Annotated in this window: 18 protein-coding genes; 11 read left to right on the top strand and 7 right to left on the bottom strand. The window is 63.9% G+C overall.

Going from position 1 to position 16,374, the window contains the following annotated elements; translation table 11 throughout:
* Positions 1–39 precede the first annotated feature (39 nt).
* From Q0R16_RS04115 to Q0R16_RS04065, 11 genes are all read left to right on the top strand, one after another.
* A complete protein-coding gene (locus Q0R16_RS04115) occupies positions 40–1,164 on the top strand; it encodes a methyltransferase (RefSeq protein WP_295632322.1) in 1,125 nt (374 codons plus the stop codon).
* Between the two features lie 97 nt (positions 1,165–1,261).
* Entirely contained in the window at positions 1,262–2,188 is a 927-nt protein-coding gene (bchC, locus tag Q0R16_RS04110; protein WP_295632319.1) for a chlorophyll synthesis pathway protein BchC, read from the top strand.
* Positions 2,185–3,168, top strand: coding sequence for a chlorophyllide a reductase iron protein subunit X (locus Q0R16_RS04105; RefSeq protein ID WP_295632316.1), 984 nt, complete (start codon positions 2,185–2,187; stop codon positions 3,166–3,168). Before bchC ends, Q0R16_RS04105 begins: the two co-directional genes overlap by 4 nt.
* Positions 3,168–4,694: a chlorophyllide a reductase subunit Y gene (gene bchY, locus Q0R16_RS04100; protein ID WP_295632314.1), complete on the top strand. Its 1,527-nt coding sequence runs from the start codon at positions 3,168–3,170 to the stop codon at positions 4,692–4,694. Before Q0R16_RS04105 ends, bchY begins: the two co-directional genes overlap by 1 nt.
* A complete protein-coding gene (gene bchZ / locus Q0R16_RS04095) occupies positions 4,691–6,148 on the top strand; it encodes a chlorophyllide a reductase subunit Z (RefSeq protein WP_295632310.1) in 1,458 nt (485 codons plus the stop codon). Before bchY ends, bchZ begins: the two co-directional genes overlap by 4 nt.
* Before the next feature lie 136 nt (positions 6,149–6,284).
* Positions 6,285–6,440, top strand: coding sequence for a light-harvesting antenna LH1, beta subunit (gene pufB / locus Q0R16_RS04090; protein ID WP_295632307.1), 156 nt, complete (start codon positions 6,285–6,287; stop codon positions 6,438–6,440).
* Between the two features lie 61 nt (positions 6,441–6,501).
* Positions 6,502–6,681 carry a light-harvesting antenna LH1, alpha subunit gene (gene pufA / locus Q0R16_RS04085; protein ID WP_295632304.1) on the top strand — a complete coding sequence of 60 codons (180 nt, stop codon included), beginning with the start codon at positions 6,502–6,504 and terminating at the stop codon, positions 6,679–6,681.
* Positions 6,682–6,808: 127 nt separating this feature from the next.
* Positions 6,809–7,633, top strand: coding sequence for a photosynthetic reaction center subunit L (gene pufL / locus Q0R16_RS04080; protein WP_295632301.1), 825 nt, complete (start codon positions 6,809–6,811; stop codon positions 7,631–7,633).
* A gap of 14 nt (positions 7,634–7,647) precedes the next feature.
* Complete coding sequence (gene pufM, locus Q0R16_RS04075; protein WP_295632298.1) at positions 7,648–8,622, top strand: photosynthetic reaction center subunit M; 975 nt, start codon at positions 7,648–7,650, stop codon at positions 8,620–8,622.
* Positions 8,619–9,725 carry a photosynthetic reaction center cytochrome PufC gene (pufC, locus tag Q0R16_RS04070; protein WP_295632295.1) on the top strand — a complete coding sequence of 369 codons (1,107 nt, stop codon included), beginning with the start codon at positions 8,619–8,621 and terminating at the stop codon, positions 9,723–9,725. Before pufM ends, pufC begins: the two co-directional genes overlap by 4 nt.
* A gap of 61 nt (positions 9,726–9,786) precedes the next feature.
* The gene (locus Q0R16_RS04065) at positions 9,787–11,040 is read left to right on the top strand and encodes a DUF3422 domain-containing protein (protein ID WP_295632292.1); all 1,254 of its coding nucleotides are present in this window, start codon (positions 9,787–9,789) and stop codon (positions 11,038–11,040) included.
* Positions 11,041–11,085: 45 nt separating this feature from the next.
* On the opposite strand, the gene hemA is transcribed toward Q0R16_RS04065, so the two are convergent.
* From hemA to puhA, 7 genes are read right to left on the bottom strand one after another with little or no spacing between them, the layout of a single operon-like run.
* The gene (hemA, locus tag Q0R16_RS04060) at positions 11,086–12,306 is read right to left on the bottom strand and encodes a 5-aminolevulinate synthase (protein ID WP_295632288.1); all 1,221 of its coding nucleotides are present in this window, start codon (positions 12,304–12,306) and stop codon (positions 11,086–11,088) included.
* Entirely contained in the window at positions 12,303–13,106 is an 804-nt protein-coding gene (gene puhE, locus Q0R16_RS04055; RefSeq protein WP_295632285.1) for a putative photosynthetic complex assembly protein PuhE, read from the bottom strand. Before puhE ends, hemA begins: the two co-directional genes overlap by 4 nt.
* Positions 13,103–14,173, bottom strand: a complete 1,071-nt coding sequence (gene acsF / locus Q0R16_RS04050) for a magnesium-protoporphyrin IX monomethyl ester (oxidative) cyclase (RefSeq protein WP_295632282.1) — start codon at positions 14,171–14,173, stop codon at positions 13,103–13,105. Before acsF ends, puhE begins: the two co-directional genes overlap by 4 nt.
* Positions 14,170–14,466, bottom strand: coding sequence for a hypothetical protein (locus tag Q0R16_RS04045; RefSeq protein WP_295632280.1), 297 nt, complete (start codon positions 14,464–14,466; stop codon positions 14,170–14,172). Before Q0R16_RS04045 ends, acsF begins: the two co-directional genes overlap by 4 nt.
* Positions 14,463–14,972 carry a photosynthetic complex assembly protein PuhC gene (gene puhC / locus Q0R16_RS04040; RefSeq protein WP_295632277.1) on the bottom strand — a complete coding sequence of 170 codons (510 nt, stop codon included), beginning with the start codon at positions 14,970–14,972 and terminating at the stop codon, positions 14,463–14,465. The genes Q0R16_RS04045 and puhC overlap by 4 nt, the downstream gene beginning before the upstream one ends.
* The gene (gene puhB / locus Q0R16_RS04035; RefSeq protein WP_295632274.1) at positions 14,969–15,607 is read right to left on the bottom strand and encodes a photosynthetic complex putative assembly protein PuhB; all 639 of its coding nucleotides are present in this window, start codon (positions 15,605–15,607) and stop codon (positions 14,969–14,971) included. Before puhB ends, puhC begins: the two co-directional genes overlap by 4 nt.
* Entirely contained in the window at positions 15,604–16,371 is a 768-nt protein-coding gene (puhA, locus tag Q0R16_RS04030; RefSeq protein ID WP_295632271.1) for a photosynthetic reaction center subunit H, read from the bottom strand. The genes puhB and puhA overlap by 4 nt, the downstream gene beginning before the upstream one ends.
* Positions 16,372–16,374 lie beyond the last annotated feature (3 nt).

Genomic DNA, 16,374 nt, shown 5'->3' with positions numbered 1-16,374 from the left:
ATTGACGCAGGGCTATCATGTGTCCACACCATTTGACACATGGTTTCGTCCAGCACGATCAATTTCGGGTGGCGCGGTCGCTGGATCGCCTGGCGCAACCGCGTGCTGGCCTCGCCCCGATTCCAAAACTTCGCGACACGATTTCCACTGACCCGTCCGGTGGCGCGACGGCGTGCGCGGGCCCTGTTCGATCTCGTTGCGGGGTTTACCTATTCGCAAATCCTAGCCGCGTGTGTCGAACTACGTCTGTTCGAGCTGCTCGCCGAAGGCCCGCTCGACACCGCTGCGATTGCCGCTCGAATCGATCTTCCACCCGATGGCGCGCAACGTTTGCTGCGCGCTGCGGCCGCGCTCGGGCTGGTGCAGCCGCTGGGCGAGGCATGGGCGCTGGGCAGCGACGGCGCGGCGTTGCTGGGCAACCGCGGCATCGCTGAAATGGTCGCGCACCACCACTTGCTATACGCGGACCTGGCCGATCCGGTGGCGCTGTTGCGGCGCGGTGGCGGTGGCGGTGCGTTGTCGGCGCTGTGGGCCTATGCCGAGTCGCCTGGCAGCGGCGAGAGCGCGGACGTTGCGGCTTATTCGGCGTTGATGGCCGCATCGCAGCCGATGGTCGCTGCCCAAGCCATTGATGCTTATCCGTTTCATCGCCATCGGCGGCTGCTCGACGTGGGCGGCGGCGAAGGTGCGTTCCTGTCCGCAGTCGGCGCACGTGCGCCTGCGCTCGAACTTTCGCTGTTCGATCTTCCCGCCGTTTGCACCCGGGCGCAGGCCCGATTCGCAGAGGCCGGGCTATCGACGAGAACAACAACATTCGGCGGCAATTTCCTAACCGATTCGCTGCCGCCAGGGCATGACATCGTCTCGTTGATCCGCGTTCTCCACGATCATGACGACGCACCGGCGCTGACCTTGCTGCGCAACATTCATTCGGCCCTACCCCCCGGCGGAACCTTGGTCATTGCCGAGCCGATGGCGCAGACGCCCGGCGCCGAACCGGCGGGCGACGCCTATTTCGGGTTCTATCTCCTGGCGATGGGCTCTGGCCGCCCGCGCAGTCCCGACGAGATCAGGGAGAGGCTACGATTGGCTGGGTTCACCCACTCGCGCGTGATCGCAACCGCCATGCCGCTGACTGCACGGATCATCGTTGCAAAGCGGTGACATGAACTGTCCAATCTGATTGACAAATAAATCTGTCCAGCCCAGACTACACTCATAAACGGGGTTCGATCCGAACTTCATGTCGCGGGGGATGCGCATGAACGCGCTAGCGGTTATCATGGAAGCGCCGGAAAGGCTGGCTCTGCGGCCGCTCGCGCTCACCGCGATGGACACCGCCGACGTCCGCGTCGAAATCGAATGGAGCGGCATTTCCTCGGGCACCGAGAAGCTGTTGTGGACCGGCCGGATGCCGAATTTTCCCGGCATGGGCTATCCGCTGGTGCCGGGCTACGAATCGGTTGGCCGCGTGGTCGATGCCGGCATCAATGCCCGGTCGCGGATCGGTGAATGGGTGTTCGTTCCGGGCGCCAATTGCTACCGCGATGCACGCGGGTTGTTCGGTGGAACCGCGAGGACGGTCATCCTGCCGGCTGCGCGCGCCGTGCCGATCAGCGATTCGCTTGGCCGCGAAGGTATCCTGGTCGCGCTTGCGGCGACTGCGCACCATGCCATTGCCGGCGGTGCGGCTCCCGATCTTATCGTCGGGCACGGCATTCTCGGTCGGTTGCTCGCCCGTATTACAGTCGCATTGGGCGCTCCGGTGCCTGCGGTGTGGGAAACCAACGCCGCTCGCCGCGATGGCGCGGGCTATGCCGCGATCGACCCTGAGACCGACGAACGCCGGGATTACCGCACGATCTGCGATGCCAGCGGCGCGACAGACATTCTCGACACGCTGATCCCGCGCATCGGCAAGGGCGGCGAGATCGTGCTGGCCGGATTCTACGACCGGCTGTCGTTCGCCTTTCCGCCCGCGTTCATGCGCGAAGCCAAGCTGCGCATCGCCGCCGAATTTACGCCGACCGACACCGCCGCGGTCCTGGCGCTGGTCGCCAGCGGCGCGCTTCGGCTCGACGGACTGATCAGCCACGTTCGCCCGGCAACGGAAGCGGCGGAAGCCTATCCGCAAGCATTTACCGACCCCGATTGCCTCAAGATGGTCCTGGACTGGAACGCGATATGAGTATGCTCGATCCAGGCCCGTTGCGGCACGAAGCAAGCGAAGAACCCGATCCGGTTCACACCGGCCCGGTGACCAAGGAAACGCAGATCATCGCGATCTACGGCAAGGGCGGTAGCGGCAAGTCGTTCGCGCTCGCCAACCTCAGCTACATGATGGCGCAGCAGGGCAAGCGCGTGCTGCTGATCGGCTGCGACCCCAAGTCCGATACCACCAGCCTGCTGTTCGGCGGCAAATCGACTCCCACGATCATCGAAACATCGTCGAAAAAGAAGCTGGCGGGCGAGGAAATCGGCATCGAGGACGTTTGCTTCCAGCGCGACGGTGTGTTCGCGATGGAACTGGGCGGGCCCGAAGTGGGCCGTGGTTGTGGCGGGCGCGGGATCATCCACGGCTTCGAGACACTCGAAAAGCTGGGCTTCCACGAATGGGGCTTCGATTACGTCCTGCTCGATTTCCTGGGCGACGTGGTCTGCGGCGGCTTCGGCCTGCCGATCGCACGCGACATGTGCCAGAAGGTGATCGTGGTCGCGTCGAACGACCTGCAATCGCTCTACGTCGCCAACAACGTCTGCAAGGCGGTCGAATACTTCCGCAAGATGGGCGGCAATGTCGGCGTGGCCGGCATGATCCTTAACAAGGATGACGGCACCGGCGAAGCGAACGCCTTCGCCGAAGCCGTCGGCATCCCGGTGCTGTGCGCGATCCCCGCCAACGAGGATATCCGCAAGAAAAGCGCCAATTATCAGATCATCGGCAAGCCCGGTGGGCAATGGGCATCGCTGTTCGAGGAACTGGCGCTCAACGTCGCCAGCGCGCCGCCGCTGCGCCCAACCCCGCTCGACCAGGACGGTTTGCTCGGGCTGTTCAGCGCCGACGTGACCGGTGCCGATTACTCGCTCAAGCCCGCGACGCAGGCCGACATGCGCGGCGCGGCTTACGTGACCAAGCCAAGCCTCGAAGTCGTGTACGACACCGTCTGATGGGGGACGCAACCACCCTTCCCCGCGCACGCGACCGCCTCGATCTCGCGGCGGCACCGGTGGAAGGTGGCTGCGCTTCGAAGGACACGATGCGCACTGCGGCCGTCGCGGCTGGCAAGTCCAAAGTGCTCGATCGCTACGCCGCCGATTACCCGCAGGGTCCGCACGATCAGCCGCAATCGATGTGCCCGGCGTTCGGTTCCTTGCGCGTCGGCTTGCGGATGCGCCGCACCGCCAGTGTGCTGTCGGGTTCGGCCTGTTGCGTATACGGGCTGACCTTCACCTCGCACTTCTACGGCGCCAAGCGCAGCGTCGGCTACGTGCCGTTCAGCTCCGAAACGCTGGTGACGGGCAAACTGTTCGAAGACATCAAGGAAGCCGTCGAAGGCCTGGCCGATCCGGCGCTTTACGATACGATCATCGTCACCAACTTGTGCGTGCCCACCGCCTCGGGCGTGCCGCTGCAACTGTTGCCCAACCAGATCAACGGCGTCCGCGTAATCGGCATCGACGTGCCCGGCTTCGGCGTGCCGACTCATGCCGAAGCCAAGGATGTGCTCGCCGGCGCGATGCTGTCCTATGCGCGCAAGGAGGCCGAAGCCGGCCCCGTCGCCGCGCCGAAAGAGCGCCCCGACCGCCCGACCGTGACATTGCTGGGCGAGATGTTCCCCGCCGATCCTCCGGGCATCGGCCTGATGCTGGCGCCGCTTGGCCTTGCTGCTGGACCGGTCGTACCCACGCGTGAATGGCGCGAGCTTTATTCGGCGCTCGATTGCGCTGTCGTCGGCGCGATCCACCCGTTCTACACCGCCAGCGTGCGTGAATTCCAGGCAGCGGGGCGTACCGTGGTCGGATCGGCGCCGGTCGGTCGCGACGGCACTGCGGCCTGGCTCGACGCGATCGGGCAGGCTTGCGGAGTCGCGCAGGACAAGATCGACGCCTCGAAGAACAAGTTCCTGCCCGCAATCGCCGCCGCGCTCGCCGCCAAACCGATCAAGGGCCGCATCACGGTTTCGGGCTACGAAGGCTCCGAACTGCTGGTGGCGCGGCTGCTGATCGAAAGCGGCGCCGATGTGCCCTATGTCGGCACCGCCTGCCCGCGGACGGTGTGGTCCGATCCCGACCGCGAATGGCTGGAGGCGCACGGCGCGCGGGTGCAGTTTCGCGCCAGCCTTGAGCAGGACATCGCCGCGTTCGAGGAATTCGGCCCAGATCTTGCAATCGGCACGACACCGGTGGTGCAGTACGCCAAGCAGAAGTCCACCCCTTCACTTTATTTCACCAACCTGATCTCGGCGCGGCCGCTGATGGGTCCGGCGGGCGCGGGCAGCCTGGCAATGGTGGTGAACGCCGCGCTTGCCAACCAGCATCGCTTCGACCGGATGACCGCCTTTTTCGAGGGCGTCGGATCAGGCCCGACCGCCGGTGTCTGGGAAAATACCCCGGTCGATCGCCCCGAATTCAAGGCGAAGTACGCCGCCAAGCGCATCGCGGCCGGCAAGGCCGAGGAGCACATCGGCACATGACGCTGATCCTCGATCATGATCGGGCCGGTGGCTACTGGGGCGCGGTTTACGCGTTTACCGCTATCAAGGGCCTGCAAGTCATCATCGATGGCCCGGTGGGCTGCGAGAATCTACCCGTCACCTCGGTGCTGCACTACACCGATGGCCTGCCGCCGCACGAATTGCCGATCGTGGTTACTGGCCTGGGTGAACAGGAACTCGGCCGCGACGGCACCGAGGGCGCGATGAAGCGCGCCTGGGCCACGCTCGATCCCGATCTGCCCTCGGTGGTGGTGACCGGATCGATCGCCGAGATGATCGGCGGCGGCGTCACGCCCGAAGGCACCAATATCCAGCGCTTCCTGCCGCGGACGATCGACGAGGACCAGTGGCAGTCGGGTGACCGCGCGCTGACCTGGCTGTGGACCCAGTTCGGCCCGAAGAAGGTGCCTGCCGCAAAACCGCCCAAGGATGGCGAGAAGCCACGCGTCAACCTGATCGGCCCGATGTACGGCACGTTCAACATGCCGTCGGATCTGGCTGAAATCCGCCGGCTGGTCGAAGGCATTGGCGCCCAGATCAACATGGTCTTCCCGCTCGGCAGCCACCTCGCCGATGTGCGCAAGCTGGCCGACGCGCATGTCAACGTGTGCATGTATCGCGAATTCGGCCGCGGCTTGTGCGAAGTGCTCGAGCGGCCATACCTTCAGGCGCCGATCGGCCTTGAATCGACCACGCTGTTCCTGCGCAAGCTGGGCGAGTTGACCGGGCTCGATCCCGAACCGTTCATCACCCGCGAAAAGCACACCACGATTAAGCCGCTGTGGGACTTGTGGCGTTCGGTCACACAGGATTTCTTCGGCACCGCCAGCTTCGGCATCGTCGCCACCGACACTTATGCCCGCGGCATCCGCAAGTTCCTCGAAGACGACATGGGCTTGCCCTGCAACTTCGCGGTGTCGCGGTGTGCGGGCACCAAATCGGACAACCAGTCGGTCAAGGACATGATCGCGACCAATCCGCCGCTGGTGCTGTTCGGTAGTTTCAACGAACGGATGTATCTGGCCGATGCGCCGGCCGGCTATGGTCCTCGCAGCGTCTACATTCCCGCCAGCTTCCCAGGCGCGGTGATCCGGAGGCATACCGGCACGCCGTTCATGGGCTATTCGGGCGCGACGTACCTGATCCAGGAAGTGTGCAATGCGTTGTTCGACGCGCTGTTCAACATCCTGCCGCTGGCCAGCCAGCTCGACAAGGCCGAGCCCACGCTCGCCCGGATCGAGCGCGAACTGGCCTGGGAGGAAGCGGCCAAGACCGAACTCGACGCCGTGGTCGAACGCGCGCCGGTGCTGGTGCGCATCTCGATGGCCAAGCGCATCCGCGATGCCGCCGAACGCGCCGCGCGCCGCGCCGGAGAAGCATCCATTACGCCCGAGCGCCTGGCGCTCGCCATCACCGAAAGCCGCGACACATGATCGCGGCCCCTCTTTCCCGCGTCGATCCGTCGAACCAGCGGGCACACAAATCCTCACGGGCGATGGGCCCGGGTGGATTCCGTCGGGGAGCGCGTTTCACGCTCCCGCCCTCGCCGGGAAAAATGGAGACGCAAGTATGAACGATCCAAACGACAAGATGGGACCAGGTACTTACCTGACCCCCGAAGAGGCCAAGGAATTTCACAAGCTGTTCATTACCAGCTTCATGATCTTCACGGTCGTGGCGATCATCGCTCACGTACTGGTCTGGAACTGGCGTCCTTGGCTTTGAACCCATGATTTCGGGTTCAAAGGCTGGGATATCCAGACGGTAAATTAGAAGGAGCCACGTTATGTGGAGAGTTTGGCTGATCTTCGACCCGCGCCGTGCGCTGGTCGCGTTGTTTATCTTCCTGTTCGTGCTGGCGCTGTTGATTCATTTCATCCTGCTCAGCACCGATCGGTTCAACTGGCTCGATGGTCCGCACAAGGCGGCGGCTGTGGCAGCTCCAGCGACACCAGCGGGACCCTGACCGGGCAGCGTAATCGCATTACGCGATTACAGGCAGACGAGGCCGGACGCCAAGGCCGGCCTCGTCGCTCACCACTACTGATTTAACTAAACGATCCCCAGCATTTGACGGGGGACGGAGAAAAGCGATGGCGCTGCTGAGCTTCGAGCGAAAATACCGGGTGCGGGGAGGCACGCTGATCGGCGGCGACCTGTTCGACTTCTGGGTTGGCCCCTTCTATGTCGGCTTCTTCGGAGTCATCACCGCGATCACCGCATCGCTGGGCACCGCGTTGATTTTCTACGCGGCATCGCTCGGGCCGACGTGGAACCCGTGGCTGATCAGCATCGCGCCGCCCGATCTCAAATACGGGCTGGGCTTCGCACCGCTGCGCGAAGGCGGGTTCTGGCAAGTCATCACGATCTGCGCGATCGGGGCCTTCGTGTCCTGGGCCTTGCGCGAAGTGGAGATCTGCCGAAAACTGGGCATCGGCTATCATGTCCCGTTCGCTTACGGCTTCGCGATCTTCGCGTATGTTTCGCTTGAGGTGATCCGCCCGTTCCTGCTCGGCGCCTGGGGCTTTGCCTTCCCTTATGGCATCTTCAGCCATCTCGATTGGGTGTCGAACACCGGGTATCAGTACCTGCACTTCCACTACAATCCTGCGCACATGATCGCCGTCAGCTTCTTCTTCGTGACCGGTGGCGCGCTCGCCTTCCATGGCGGTCTGGTGCTTTCGTCGGTCAACCCGGCGCCGGGTGAACCGGTCAAGTCGCCCGAATACGAAGATGGCTTCTTCCGCGACACGATCGGCTATTCGGTCGGTACGCTGGGCATTCACCGCCTCGGCCTGTTCCTCGCGCTGTCGGCGGGCTTCTGGAGCGCGATCTGCATCATTATCTCTGGCCCGCTGTGGACACGCGGCTGGCCCGAATGGTGGACCTGGTGGCTCAATCTGCCGATCTGGTCATAAGGGGGGCTCGTCTGATGCCACGCTATCAAAATATGTTCACCCAGGTGCAGTTGCGCGGACCGCTTGAAGCCGGACCGCCGCTGCGCGATGCCACCTTCACCCGCACGGGCAAGGGTTTCTACAACTACCTGATGGGCACGTTCGGCAACGCCCAGATCGGGCCGGTCTATCTCGGCACGCTGGGCATGGCCTCGCTGATCTTCGCCTTCCTTTCGTTCGAGATCATCGGGCTCAACATGTGGGCAAGCGTCAACTGGAACCCGATCCAGTTCGTTCGCCAACTGCCCTGGCTCGCGCTCGAACCGCCGGGGCCGCAGTGGGGCTTCAAGCTGTTCGTGCCACTCGCCCAAGGCGGCTGGTGGCAGATCGCCGGCTTCTGCATGACCGCGTCGCTGCTGCTGTGGTGGCTGCGCACGTTCCGCCGAGCGCGCGCGCTCGGCATGGGAACGCACGTTGCATGGGCTTTCGGTGCCGGTATCTTCCTGATCATCACGCTGGGCTTCATCCGCCCGATGCTGATGGGCAGTTGGGCCGAAGCTGTACCGTTCGGCATCTTCCCGCACCTTGACTGGACCGCGGCATTCTCGATCCGTTACGGCAACTTGTTCTACAACCCGTTCCACTGCCTTTCGATCGCGTTCCTTTACGGATCGACGCTGCTGTTCGCGATGCATGGCGCGACGATCCTTTCGGTCGGCCGCTACGGTGGCGAGCGCGAAATCGAACAGATTACCGATCGCGGCACGGCATCCGAACGCGCCGCCTTGTTCTGGCGCTGGACGATGGGCTTCAACGCCACGATGGAATCGATCCACCGCTGGGCCTGGTGGTTCGCGGTGCTGACCCCGCTGACCGGCGGCATCGGCATCCTGCTAACGGGCACCGTGGTCGACAACTGGTATATGTGGGCGGTGATGCACCACTATGCGCCGGGCTATCCGGGCACGGGAGTCATCGATCCAGCAACCCTGCCGGGAGCGCCGAAATGAGCCGCGTGCTGACTAACATCGTCCTCGCCTCGATCGGCGGCATGGGCATCGCACTGCTGGGCGGCTGCGAACCTGGTCCCAAGCAATCGACACAAGTCGGTTACCGCGGCGCCGGGCTCGACCAGATCGTCGACGTTCGCCACATGGTCAAGACTGCGGCGATCCCGCCGGCGCCTTACCCGTTGCCGGCCGATGGCGGGCCGACTGCCGGGCAAACGTACCAGAACGTCAAGGTCCTGGGCGGCGTGAGTGCCGAACGGTTCAACCACCTGATGGCGGAAATCAACCAGTGGGTGGCACCGCCCGAACAGGGTTGCGCCTATTGCCACAACCCGGCCAACATGGCCTCGGACGAAAAGTACACCAAGATCGTCGCGCGGCGCATGATCCAGATGACGCAGACCATCAATTCGCAATGGTCACCGCACGTCCAGAATGTGGGCGTCACCTGCTATACCTGCCACCGCGGCAATGCGGTCCCGACCAACAAGTGGGCAATGCCGGGCGCGCAGAACCCGAACTCGATCCGGGGCAATCGCTATGGCATGAACGAGCTGAGCGCCGACGCGGCTTATTCCGATCTGCCGACCACCGGCTTTGGTGATTATCTGGCCGGCGCAAAGAACATCCGGGTCAATGCGCATACCGCCTTGCCCGTGGGCAGGATGACCGGCGCATCGGTGCAGACCGCCGAGAAGACTTACGGCCTGATGATGCACATGAGCAAGGCGCTGGGGGTCAATTGTACGTTCTGTCACAACACCCAGGCGTTTGCTTCGTGGAGCCAAAGCCGGCCCCAGCGCGTGACCGCCTGGTACGGCATCCGCATGGTTCGCGACGTCAACAACACTTATATCAGTTCGCTGGCATCGGTGTTCCCCGCCTATCGCAAGGGCCCGCAAGGTGATCCCTATAAGGTCAACTGCACCACCTGCCACCAGGGCCAGAACAAGCCGCTGGGCGGGGTCAGCATGATCGATCAGGCGCCCGCGCTGAAGGGGCCATTGGTGATGGCCGCAGCCCCGGCCGTGGCCCCCGCCGCTGCGGGCGCCGTGAAGCCGCTCGCCATGAACGGTCCGCAGGCAGCGATCGTCAAGAAGTGAACGAAGCCCGCGCTGCCGCCATCGGCGACGCGGGCTTTCGCTTGTCACAGGCCGGCCCTACATGACCATCCAGGACCACCCGCTGCGCGCCTCGCTCTCGGCGGAGATGCACGTTCGGCGCCTGCCGCGAATTGCAGCGCCCTGCCGCATGATGCAAGTCCTGACCGTGATGGACGAGGCGCAGACCGATGCCGCGCGCGCGCATATCGAAGATTTGATGAACGGTGCGGAAGTGGTCGTCCCTCTCTCCGCCAAATACGGCGTCCTATCGATCGACGGGATCACGCTGGTGTGGGAACGCCACACCGAATTCGCGTCCTACACCTTGTTGCGCCCTGGCCTGACCGAAGAATTGTTCGATCCGACCGATTTCGACCCAGTGCGCGGCCGGGTCTATGCCGGGATGCCCGGGCAGATCATCCGCTCGACCCAGATCGCGGTGGCGACCGACGATGCGTTCGATCCCGTGACGCTGGACTTGCAACAGTGGTTCGCCGACGAAGCGACGATCGTGTGCGACGTGGCTGGCGGACTGGCGCGGATCGCATCGGATTTTCGCCTCAACGCCGACAGCTATGGACGGCTGCTGATCCACGATCGCGGCTTGCAGCGCGACGAGCCGGGCCAGTTGATCATGCGGCTGCAGGAACTGGGCAATTACCGCAACATGGCCTTGATCGGCCTGCCGCTTGCGCAACGGCTTACGCCGGCCGTCACCCGGCTTGAAACGCGCTTGTCCGAACTGACCCAGGCGGTGTCCGAACGGTCATCTGAAGACGATCGCCTGCTTGACGAGCTGAGCTTCCTGTCGGCCGAACTTGCGCGGCTTGTCGCTGAAACGCGCTACCGGATGAGCGCGACACAGGCCTACGCGCAATTGAGCGTCGACCGGCTGGCCAGCCTGAAGATCGGCGTAGTGCGCGGTTACCAGACGCTGGGTGATTTCACCGAACGCCGGCTGATGCCCGCGGTGCGTACGTGCAATTCATTCTCGGCGCGGCTCGATGATCTGTCGCAACGCGCGGCCTGGACCAGCGAATTGCTGCGAACAAGAATCGACATCGCGCTGGCCCGGCAGAACCGCGATCTGCTGACATCGATGGACCGCCGCACCGATCTCCAGCTCCGTCTGCAGCAGACGGTCGAAGGGCTCTCGGTGGTGGTGATCAGCTACTACGCGGTTGCGCTGATCGGTTACATGCTGGGCGCGCAGACGCTCGTCCCGCACGAGATCGCGATGGCCATCACCGTGCCGGTGGTCATCGCCTGCGTTGCCATCGTCCTGCGCTGGACACGGCGTCACATCATCGAGTGACACTGTGAGGGGAGCGCCTTGTCAGCCCGCTCCCCTCGGCTTCCTTCAAGCAGCCATCTTGCCGCGCGCCAGTTCGCACATCGACCAGATCTCGCTGAGCGCCGGGATCAGCCGGTCGATATCGGCGTCGGTGTGGACCGGCGAGGGCGTGAGCCGCAGCCGTTCGGTCCCGACCGGTACGGTGGGGTAATTGATCGGCTGCAGGTAAATGCCGTGATGCTCAAGCAGCCAGTCGCTGATGCGTTTGCACTTGTGCGCATCGCCCACCATGATCGGGATGATGTGGCTGGGGTTGTCGACCATGGGAATACCCAGTGCATCGAGCCGCCGACGGACTTGCGCGACGCGATCACGGTGGAGTTCGCGTTCGGCCTGGCTTTCCTTGAGGTGGCGGATGCTGGCGGTGGCACCGGCGGCAAGCGCGGGTGGCAGCGCGGTGGTGAAGATGAACCCGCTGGCGAAACTGCGCACGAAATCACACAGTGCAGTGGATGCGGCGATATAGCCGCCCATCACGCCGAACGCCTTGCCGAGCGTGCCTTCGATCACCGTCACGCGATCCATCAGCCCTTCGCGCTCAGCCACGCCGCCGCCGCGCGGACCATAAAGTCCAACGCCGTGGACTTCATCGAGGTACGACATCGCGCCGTGCGCTTCGCACACGTCGAGAATCTCGGCGATCGGGGCGATGTCTCCGTCCATCGAATAGACGCTCTCGAACGCGACCAGTTTGGGCAGCGCGGGATCGAGCTGCGATAGCCGGCGATCCAAATCCTCGGGCGAATTGTGCGCGAACTTATGCACCGGGGCGCGGCTATGGCGAATGCCCTCGATCATCGAAGCGTGGTTGAGCGCATCCGACAGGATCACGCAGCCCGGAATGCGCGAGCCCAGCGTGCCGAGCGCGGCCCAGTTCGACACATAGCCCGAGGTGAACAGCAACGCCGATTCCTTGCCGTGCAGATCGGCCAGTTCGGCTTCCAACAAGACGTGGCTGTGCGTCGTGCCCGAAATGTTGCGTGTACCACCGGCACCGGCGCCGCAGCGATCGAGCGTTTCGTGCATCGCGGCGAGCACCTTGGGATGCTGTCCCATGCCGAGGTAGTCGTTCGAGCACCACACCGTCACGGGGCGCGTTTCATCGCCGGTGAATTGCTGCGCGGCCGGAAATGACCCCGCCTTGCGTTCCAGCTCGGCGAATATGCGGTAGCGCCCATCGTCCTTGAGCGTCGACAATTCGGCTTCGAAAAATGCCTCGTAGTTCATTCGAATTCCCCCGCTTTAATTCGGACGACGGCTGCTTTCGCCGCTTTGGTTGAGGATGAAGAGGCCCACTGCCACATCTTGGCGTCGCGCAGCGGCAGGACCAGAAACAAGTGTTCGATCACGCCCAGCGCGGCCAGTCCGGCCAGCAACGCACCGCTGGCCGAAGCACCACTGCCGACCGGCGCGGCTTGCGATGCCATCCAGGCCCATGCGGTGATGCCGCTGCCCAGCACGATCGAGAACGGAAACAACGCGTTGCAGCGCGCCTTGCGGAAATAGCTCTTGAGATAGGCAAGATGCTCGGGGAACACCTCGTCGCTGAGATTAGGCACGCCCAGGTACAAGTTGAACTTGGCAGAAAGCCGCAACACGAACAGCAGCAGGAAGGTGAGCGGGGCGGCCTGATTGGGCTGGCCCCAGGTGACCCCGAACAGCACAAGCGCCGTCGCGGCAATCGCCAGTTCGTGGTGGATGACGGTGGCGGTGGCTGCCTTGAACCGCTGCCAGCCGGCAGCATCGGGTGGGCATTCGGCGTGGTTCGGCCCGGCGACGGCGCCCATCAGGAAGCTCATTTCGTGCCAGCCCCAGATCACGATTGCCGCTGCGAACGCAGTATAGGCACCGCCCAGGGTGGCATCGTCGGCCTTGAACCATACCAGCGCGGTGGCGGCGATGGCGGCCATGCCGGCGAGCTTCAGGCTCAGGCCGAACGTCGCGCGCGGGCGGCTGTCGAGCCACACGATCGCGGCGGTGCCGATGAACCACATCAGCGCCGCGAACAGGAGCGGTGGCAGCGTCACCAGGCCGGGACCAACCGCACGGTGGCCGGCGCAACGTTTGCCTTGACGGGGGTGAGATAGAGCTTGGCGAAAGTCAGCCCGGCCGCAGCGATCAGCCCGATGCGCTTGACCGCACCGACCACCCCGCCCTGCGCCTTGGCGGCATCGATTTGCCCAGCAATACGGCGCATCCGCTCAAGCCCTGCCGCGAAGCTGGGGCTGTCGCTGTCGAGCACCACCGGGAACACCTGCCGGCTGATGTCAGAACAGATGTTGAAGACATGATGATCGTATTCGGTCGGATCGATACCCAGCGCCTTGTGGAACGCGGGGCGGTTGTGATCGCGCACGTACATCGTGGCGTAAACCGAGACGAGGAAGAAGCGGATCCACAGCTTGTTCACGCCCGTCAGCAGCTTGGGATCGGTGCGCAGCAGGATTGCAAAGGCTTCGCCGTGGCGGAATTCATCGTTGCACCACTGTTCGAACCAGTTGAAGATCGGATGGAAGCGCAGGTCGGGATGCCTGGCCAGATGGCGGAAGATCGCGATGTAGCGGGCATACCCGATCTTCTCGCTGAGATAGACCGCGTAGTAAATGAACTTGGGCCGGAAATACGTGTATTTCTTGGCCTTGGTAAGAAATCCCAGGTCGATGCCGATACCGGCGTCCTTCAGCGTTTCATTGATGAACCCGGCATGCCGGCTTTCATCGCGGCTGAGCAACTTGAACAACTGCTTGATATCGGGGTTGGTCACCCGCTTGGCGATTTCGGCGTAGAGGATGCAGCCCGAAAATTCGGAGGTCAGCGAGCTCACCAGGAAATCGGTGAATTCCTCACGCAAGCCATCGGGCAGGCTTTCGATCACGCCATCGAATGCTTCGGTCCGCTTGAAATGGCGCTTGTTGGGATCGGCCACCATTTCGGCGATCAACGCATCCCATTCCTTGCGCACGCCCGACACGTCGATCCGGTCCATCGCCGCAAAATCGGTAGTGTAGAAACGGGGGCTGAGGATCGTGTCCTTGCAAGCCGATGCCATCAGGTCGCCGTTCGTGGCGGGCTTGATCTGGGTCATCGCATTCATGGCATGTTCCCGTGACTGAAGCTGACTTCATAGAGTTCAGCCAGTTCGAAGTGGCTGGTAAATTTGGTCCACAGCCGCTCGATGGCGCCGGCGCGTTCGACCGTGGCCATGCGTTCGATCACGCGGCGCTCGCCGAAATCGACGCTGATAGGCGCGCCATGCACGCGCACCCTGTCACCGGGACCAACCGTGACGCCGCCGGCGAGTTCGACATGCGCGCACAAGTTTTCGTCGCTGTGTTCAAGCTCGATCGTGCAGGGCGTGTCGAAACGGGTGCGTCGCAGCGCGGTCATGAGAGCGCGCCCCCAACCTTCGACACCCCAAGCTTCGGGGCATTGGGCAGCAGGACCATGAACGAGGCGCGGTTCGATGATCCGAACGCTGTCAGTTCGACCGAGCGGCCAGTGACAGTGTCAGTCAGCGACAATTCGCCGTCGCGCCACAGCGAAAGGTTGAATGGCGGCTGGTTGCCGAGCCCACGCATTTTGCGTTCGCGCGCCAGGCCGCGCATCACGCCGCGGATGAAGCCGGTCTGCTGGCCGGGTTCGATCACCGATGCGGTATTGCCCTTGTCGGCGTCTTCGATGATCACGGCACCATCGGCGCGATCGATGAAGCGCAAGTTGCGCGACGCTACCAGTTCGACATGGTTGGTTGCGCGCATGGCCGCAGGAGAAGCGGCCGCGGGGATATGCGCAACGCGCACCACCACCGTCGCCGCGAAGGCGAACGTCACCAGCGCGCCGGCGATGATCAACGTGCCGCGCGGCAGCATATCGGCATGGCTGTGCGCGGTCATGCTGCCACAGCCTGAACGAACGCCGGAGCCGGCTGCGCCGGCGTTTCGACCATGCTGGCGCGAGCTTCGGGACTGGCAGAGCGGCAGGCTTGAACGACCATGGCTGCGACGGCTTGCGCATCGGGGATCGCGCGGAGCATCGGTTGCGGCGTGACGATCTTCCACGGCCGCGCGTGGGGCCACAGCGCAAGAATTCCCAGCTTGGCCGGCCCGGCGATGACCAGCGGAATATCGCCCGTGCCATCGGCATGACAGGCCAGATCGACCGAGCCGATCGTGCGCAGCGGCAGGTTGACACACTTGGGCACAGCAATGCCGATGCGCATCACGATGCGGCGGTTGGTGAGCGTATAGACCGTCGTCCGGGCCGAGGCCCAGGCCAGTACGTGCAACAGCGCCAGCCCGATCACGCCCAGCCCGACGGTCATTTCCACGCCGAGAAAACCGCCGCGCCACACCAGCGCGCTTACCAGTGCCCAAGCGGCGAGGACGAGGAAATAGCCCGCCACGATCCGCGTGCTGTAGGCAGTCCGTGCCAGCATCCGCCAATCGGGCGAACCCTGCCAGAGGATTTCCTCACCCGCCGGAAGCAGGCCGGGCAGGCCGCGGAGCGGTTCGATTTCGTATTCGGTCACAGGAATGGCTCCTGACGGCCGGCGTTGGCGTAAAGATAGCCGCCGCCGAAATAGGCCTGAACGCGTTCTTCTTCGTAGAGCGTGATCTGGTCGGTGGCTTCGAGCCGAGGCACGCCTGCGAACTGCGCGGCATTGAGCGCATCGATCACCACGCGGCTCCGGCGGCGATCGACTTTGGCCATCATCATCGGTGCCAGCAACGGCGCACCTGCATCTTCAATCTGGATATAACGGATCAGGCGATCGGCCTTGTCGATCCACAATTCGCTCACGTGCCCGGCCACCGCACCATCGGCGCCGACCACCGGCCAACCCGAAAGATCGGCATCACCGCGCGCGATGCTGTAGCCGATTGCGCCCGACAGCGGAACGATGCGCGGATGGCCCTCCATATCGAGATCGGGGCGCTTGGCGCGATTGGCCCAGGCTGCCGGACCGATGCCGTCAGCCAGCGGATCGCCGGTGGGCGCATAGGGCGCGCCCGTGGAGCGTTCGATCCGCCGTGCAGCGATGTCGACCGACTCACGCCCCTGCGTGGGGGCGGTGACGGTGCCATGGCCGAAGGGCAGCAGGAACGACTTGGTCGAGGCGGTGTGCAGCACGCCGCCTGGAGTGTCGAGCCGACCGGTCGCCTCGTCTTCGAGCGGATAGCCTTCGCGGCGATCCTCGCGCCGCAAGTAGAAGATCAGGCAGACGAAAAACAGCAGGAACGCCCAGAAAACCAGAAGGGCGACATCAATCCCGGTTGAGACCATGGGATGCATCAG

The organism is Novosphingobium sp. (assembly GCF_025351285.1).
In the GTDB taxonomy this organism is placed as follows: domain Bacteria; phylum Pseudomonadota; class Alphaproteobacteria; order Sphingomonadales; family Sphingomonadaceae; genus Novosphingobium.
This window is presented reverse-complemented; position numbering and strand designations above follow the sequence as displayed.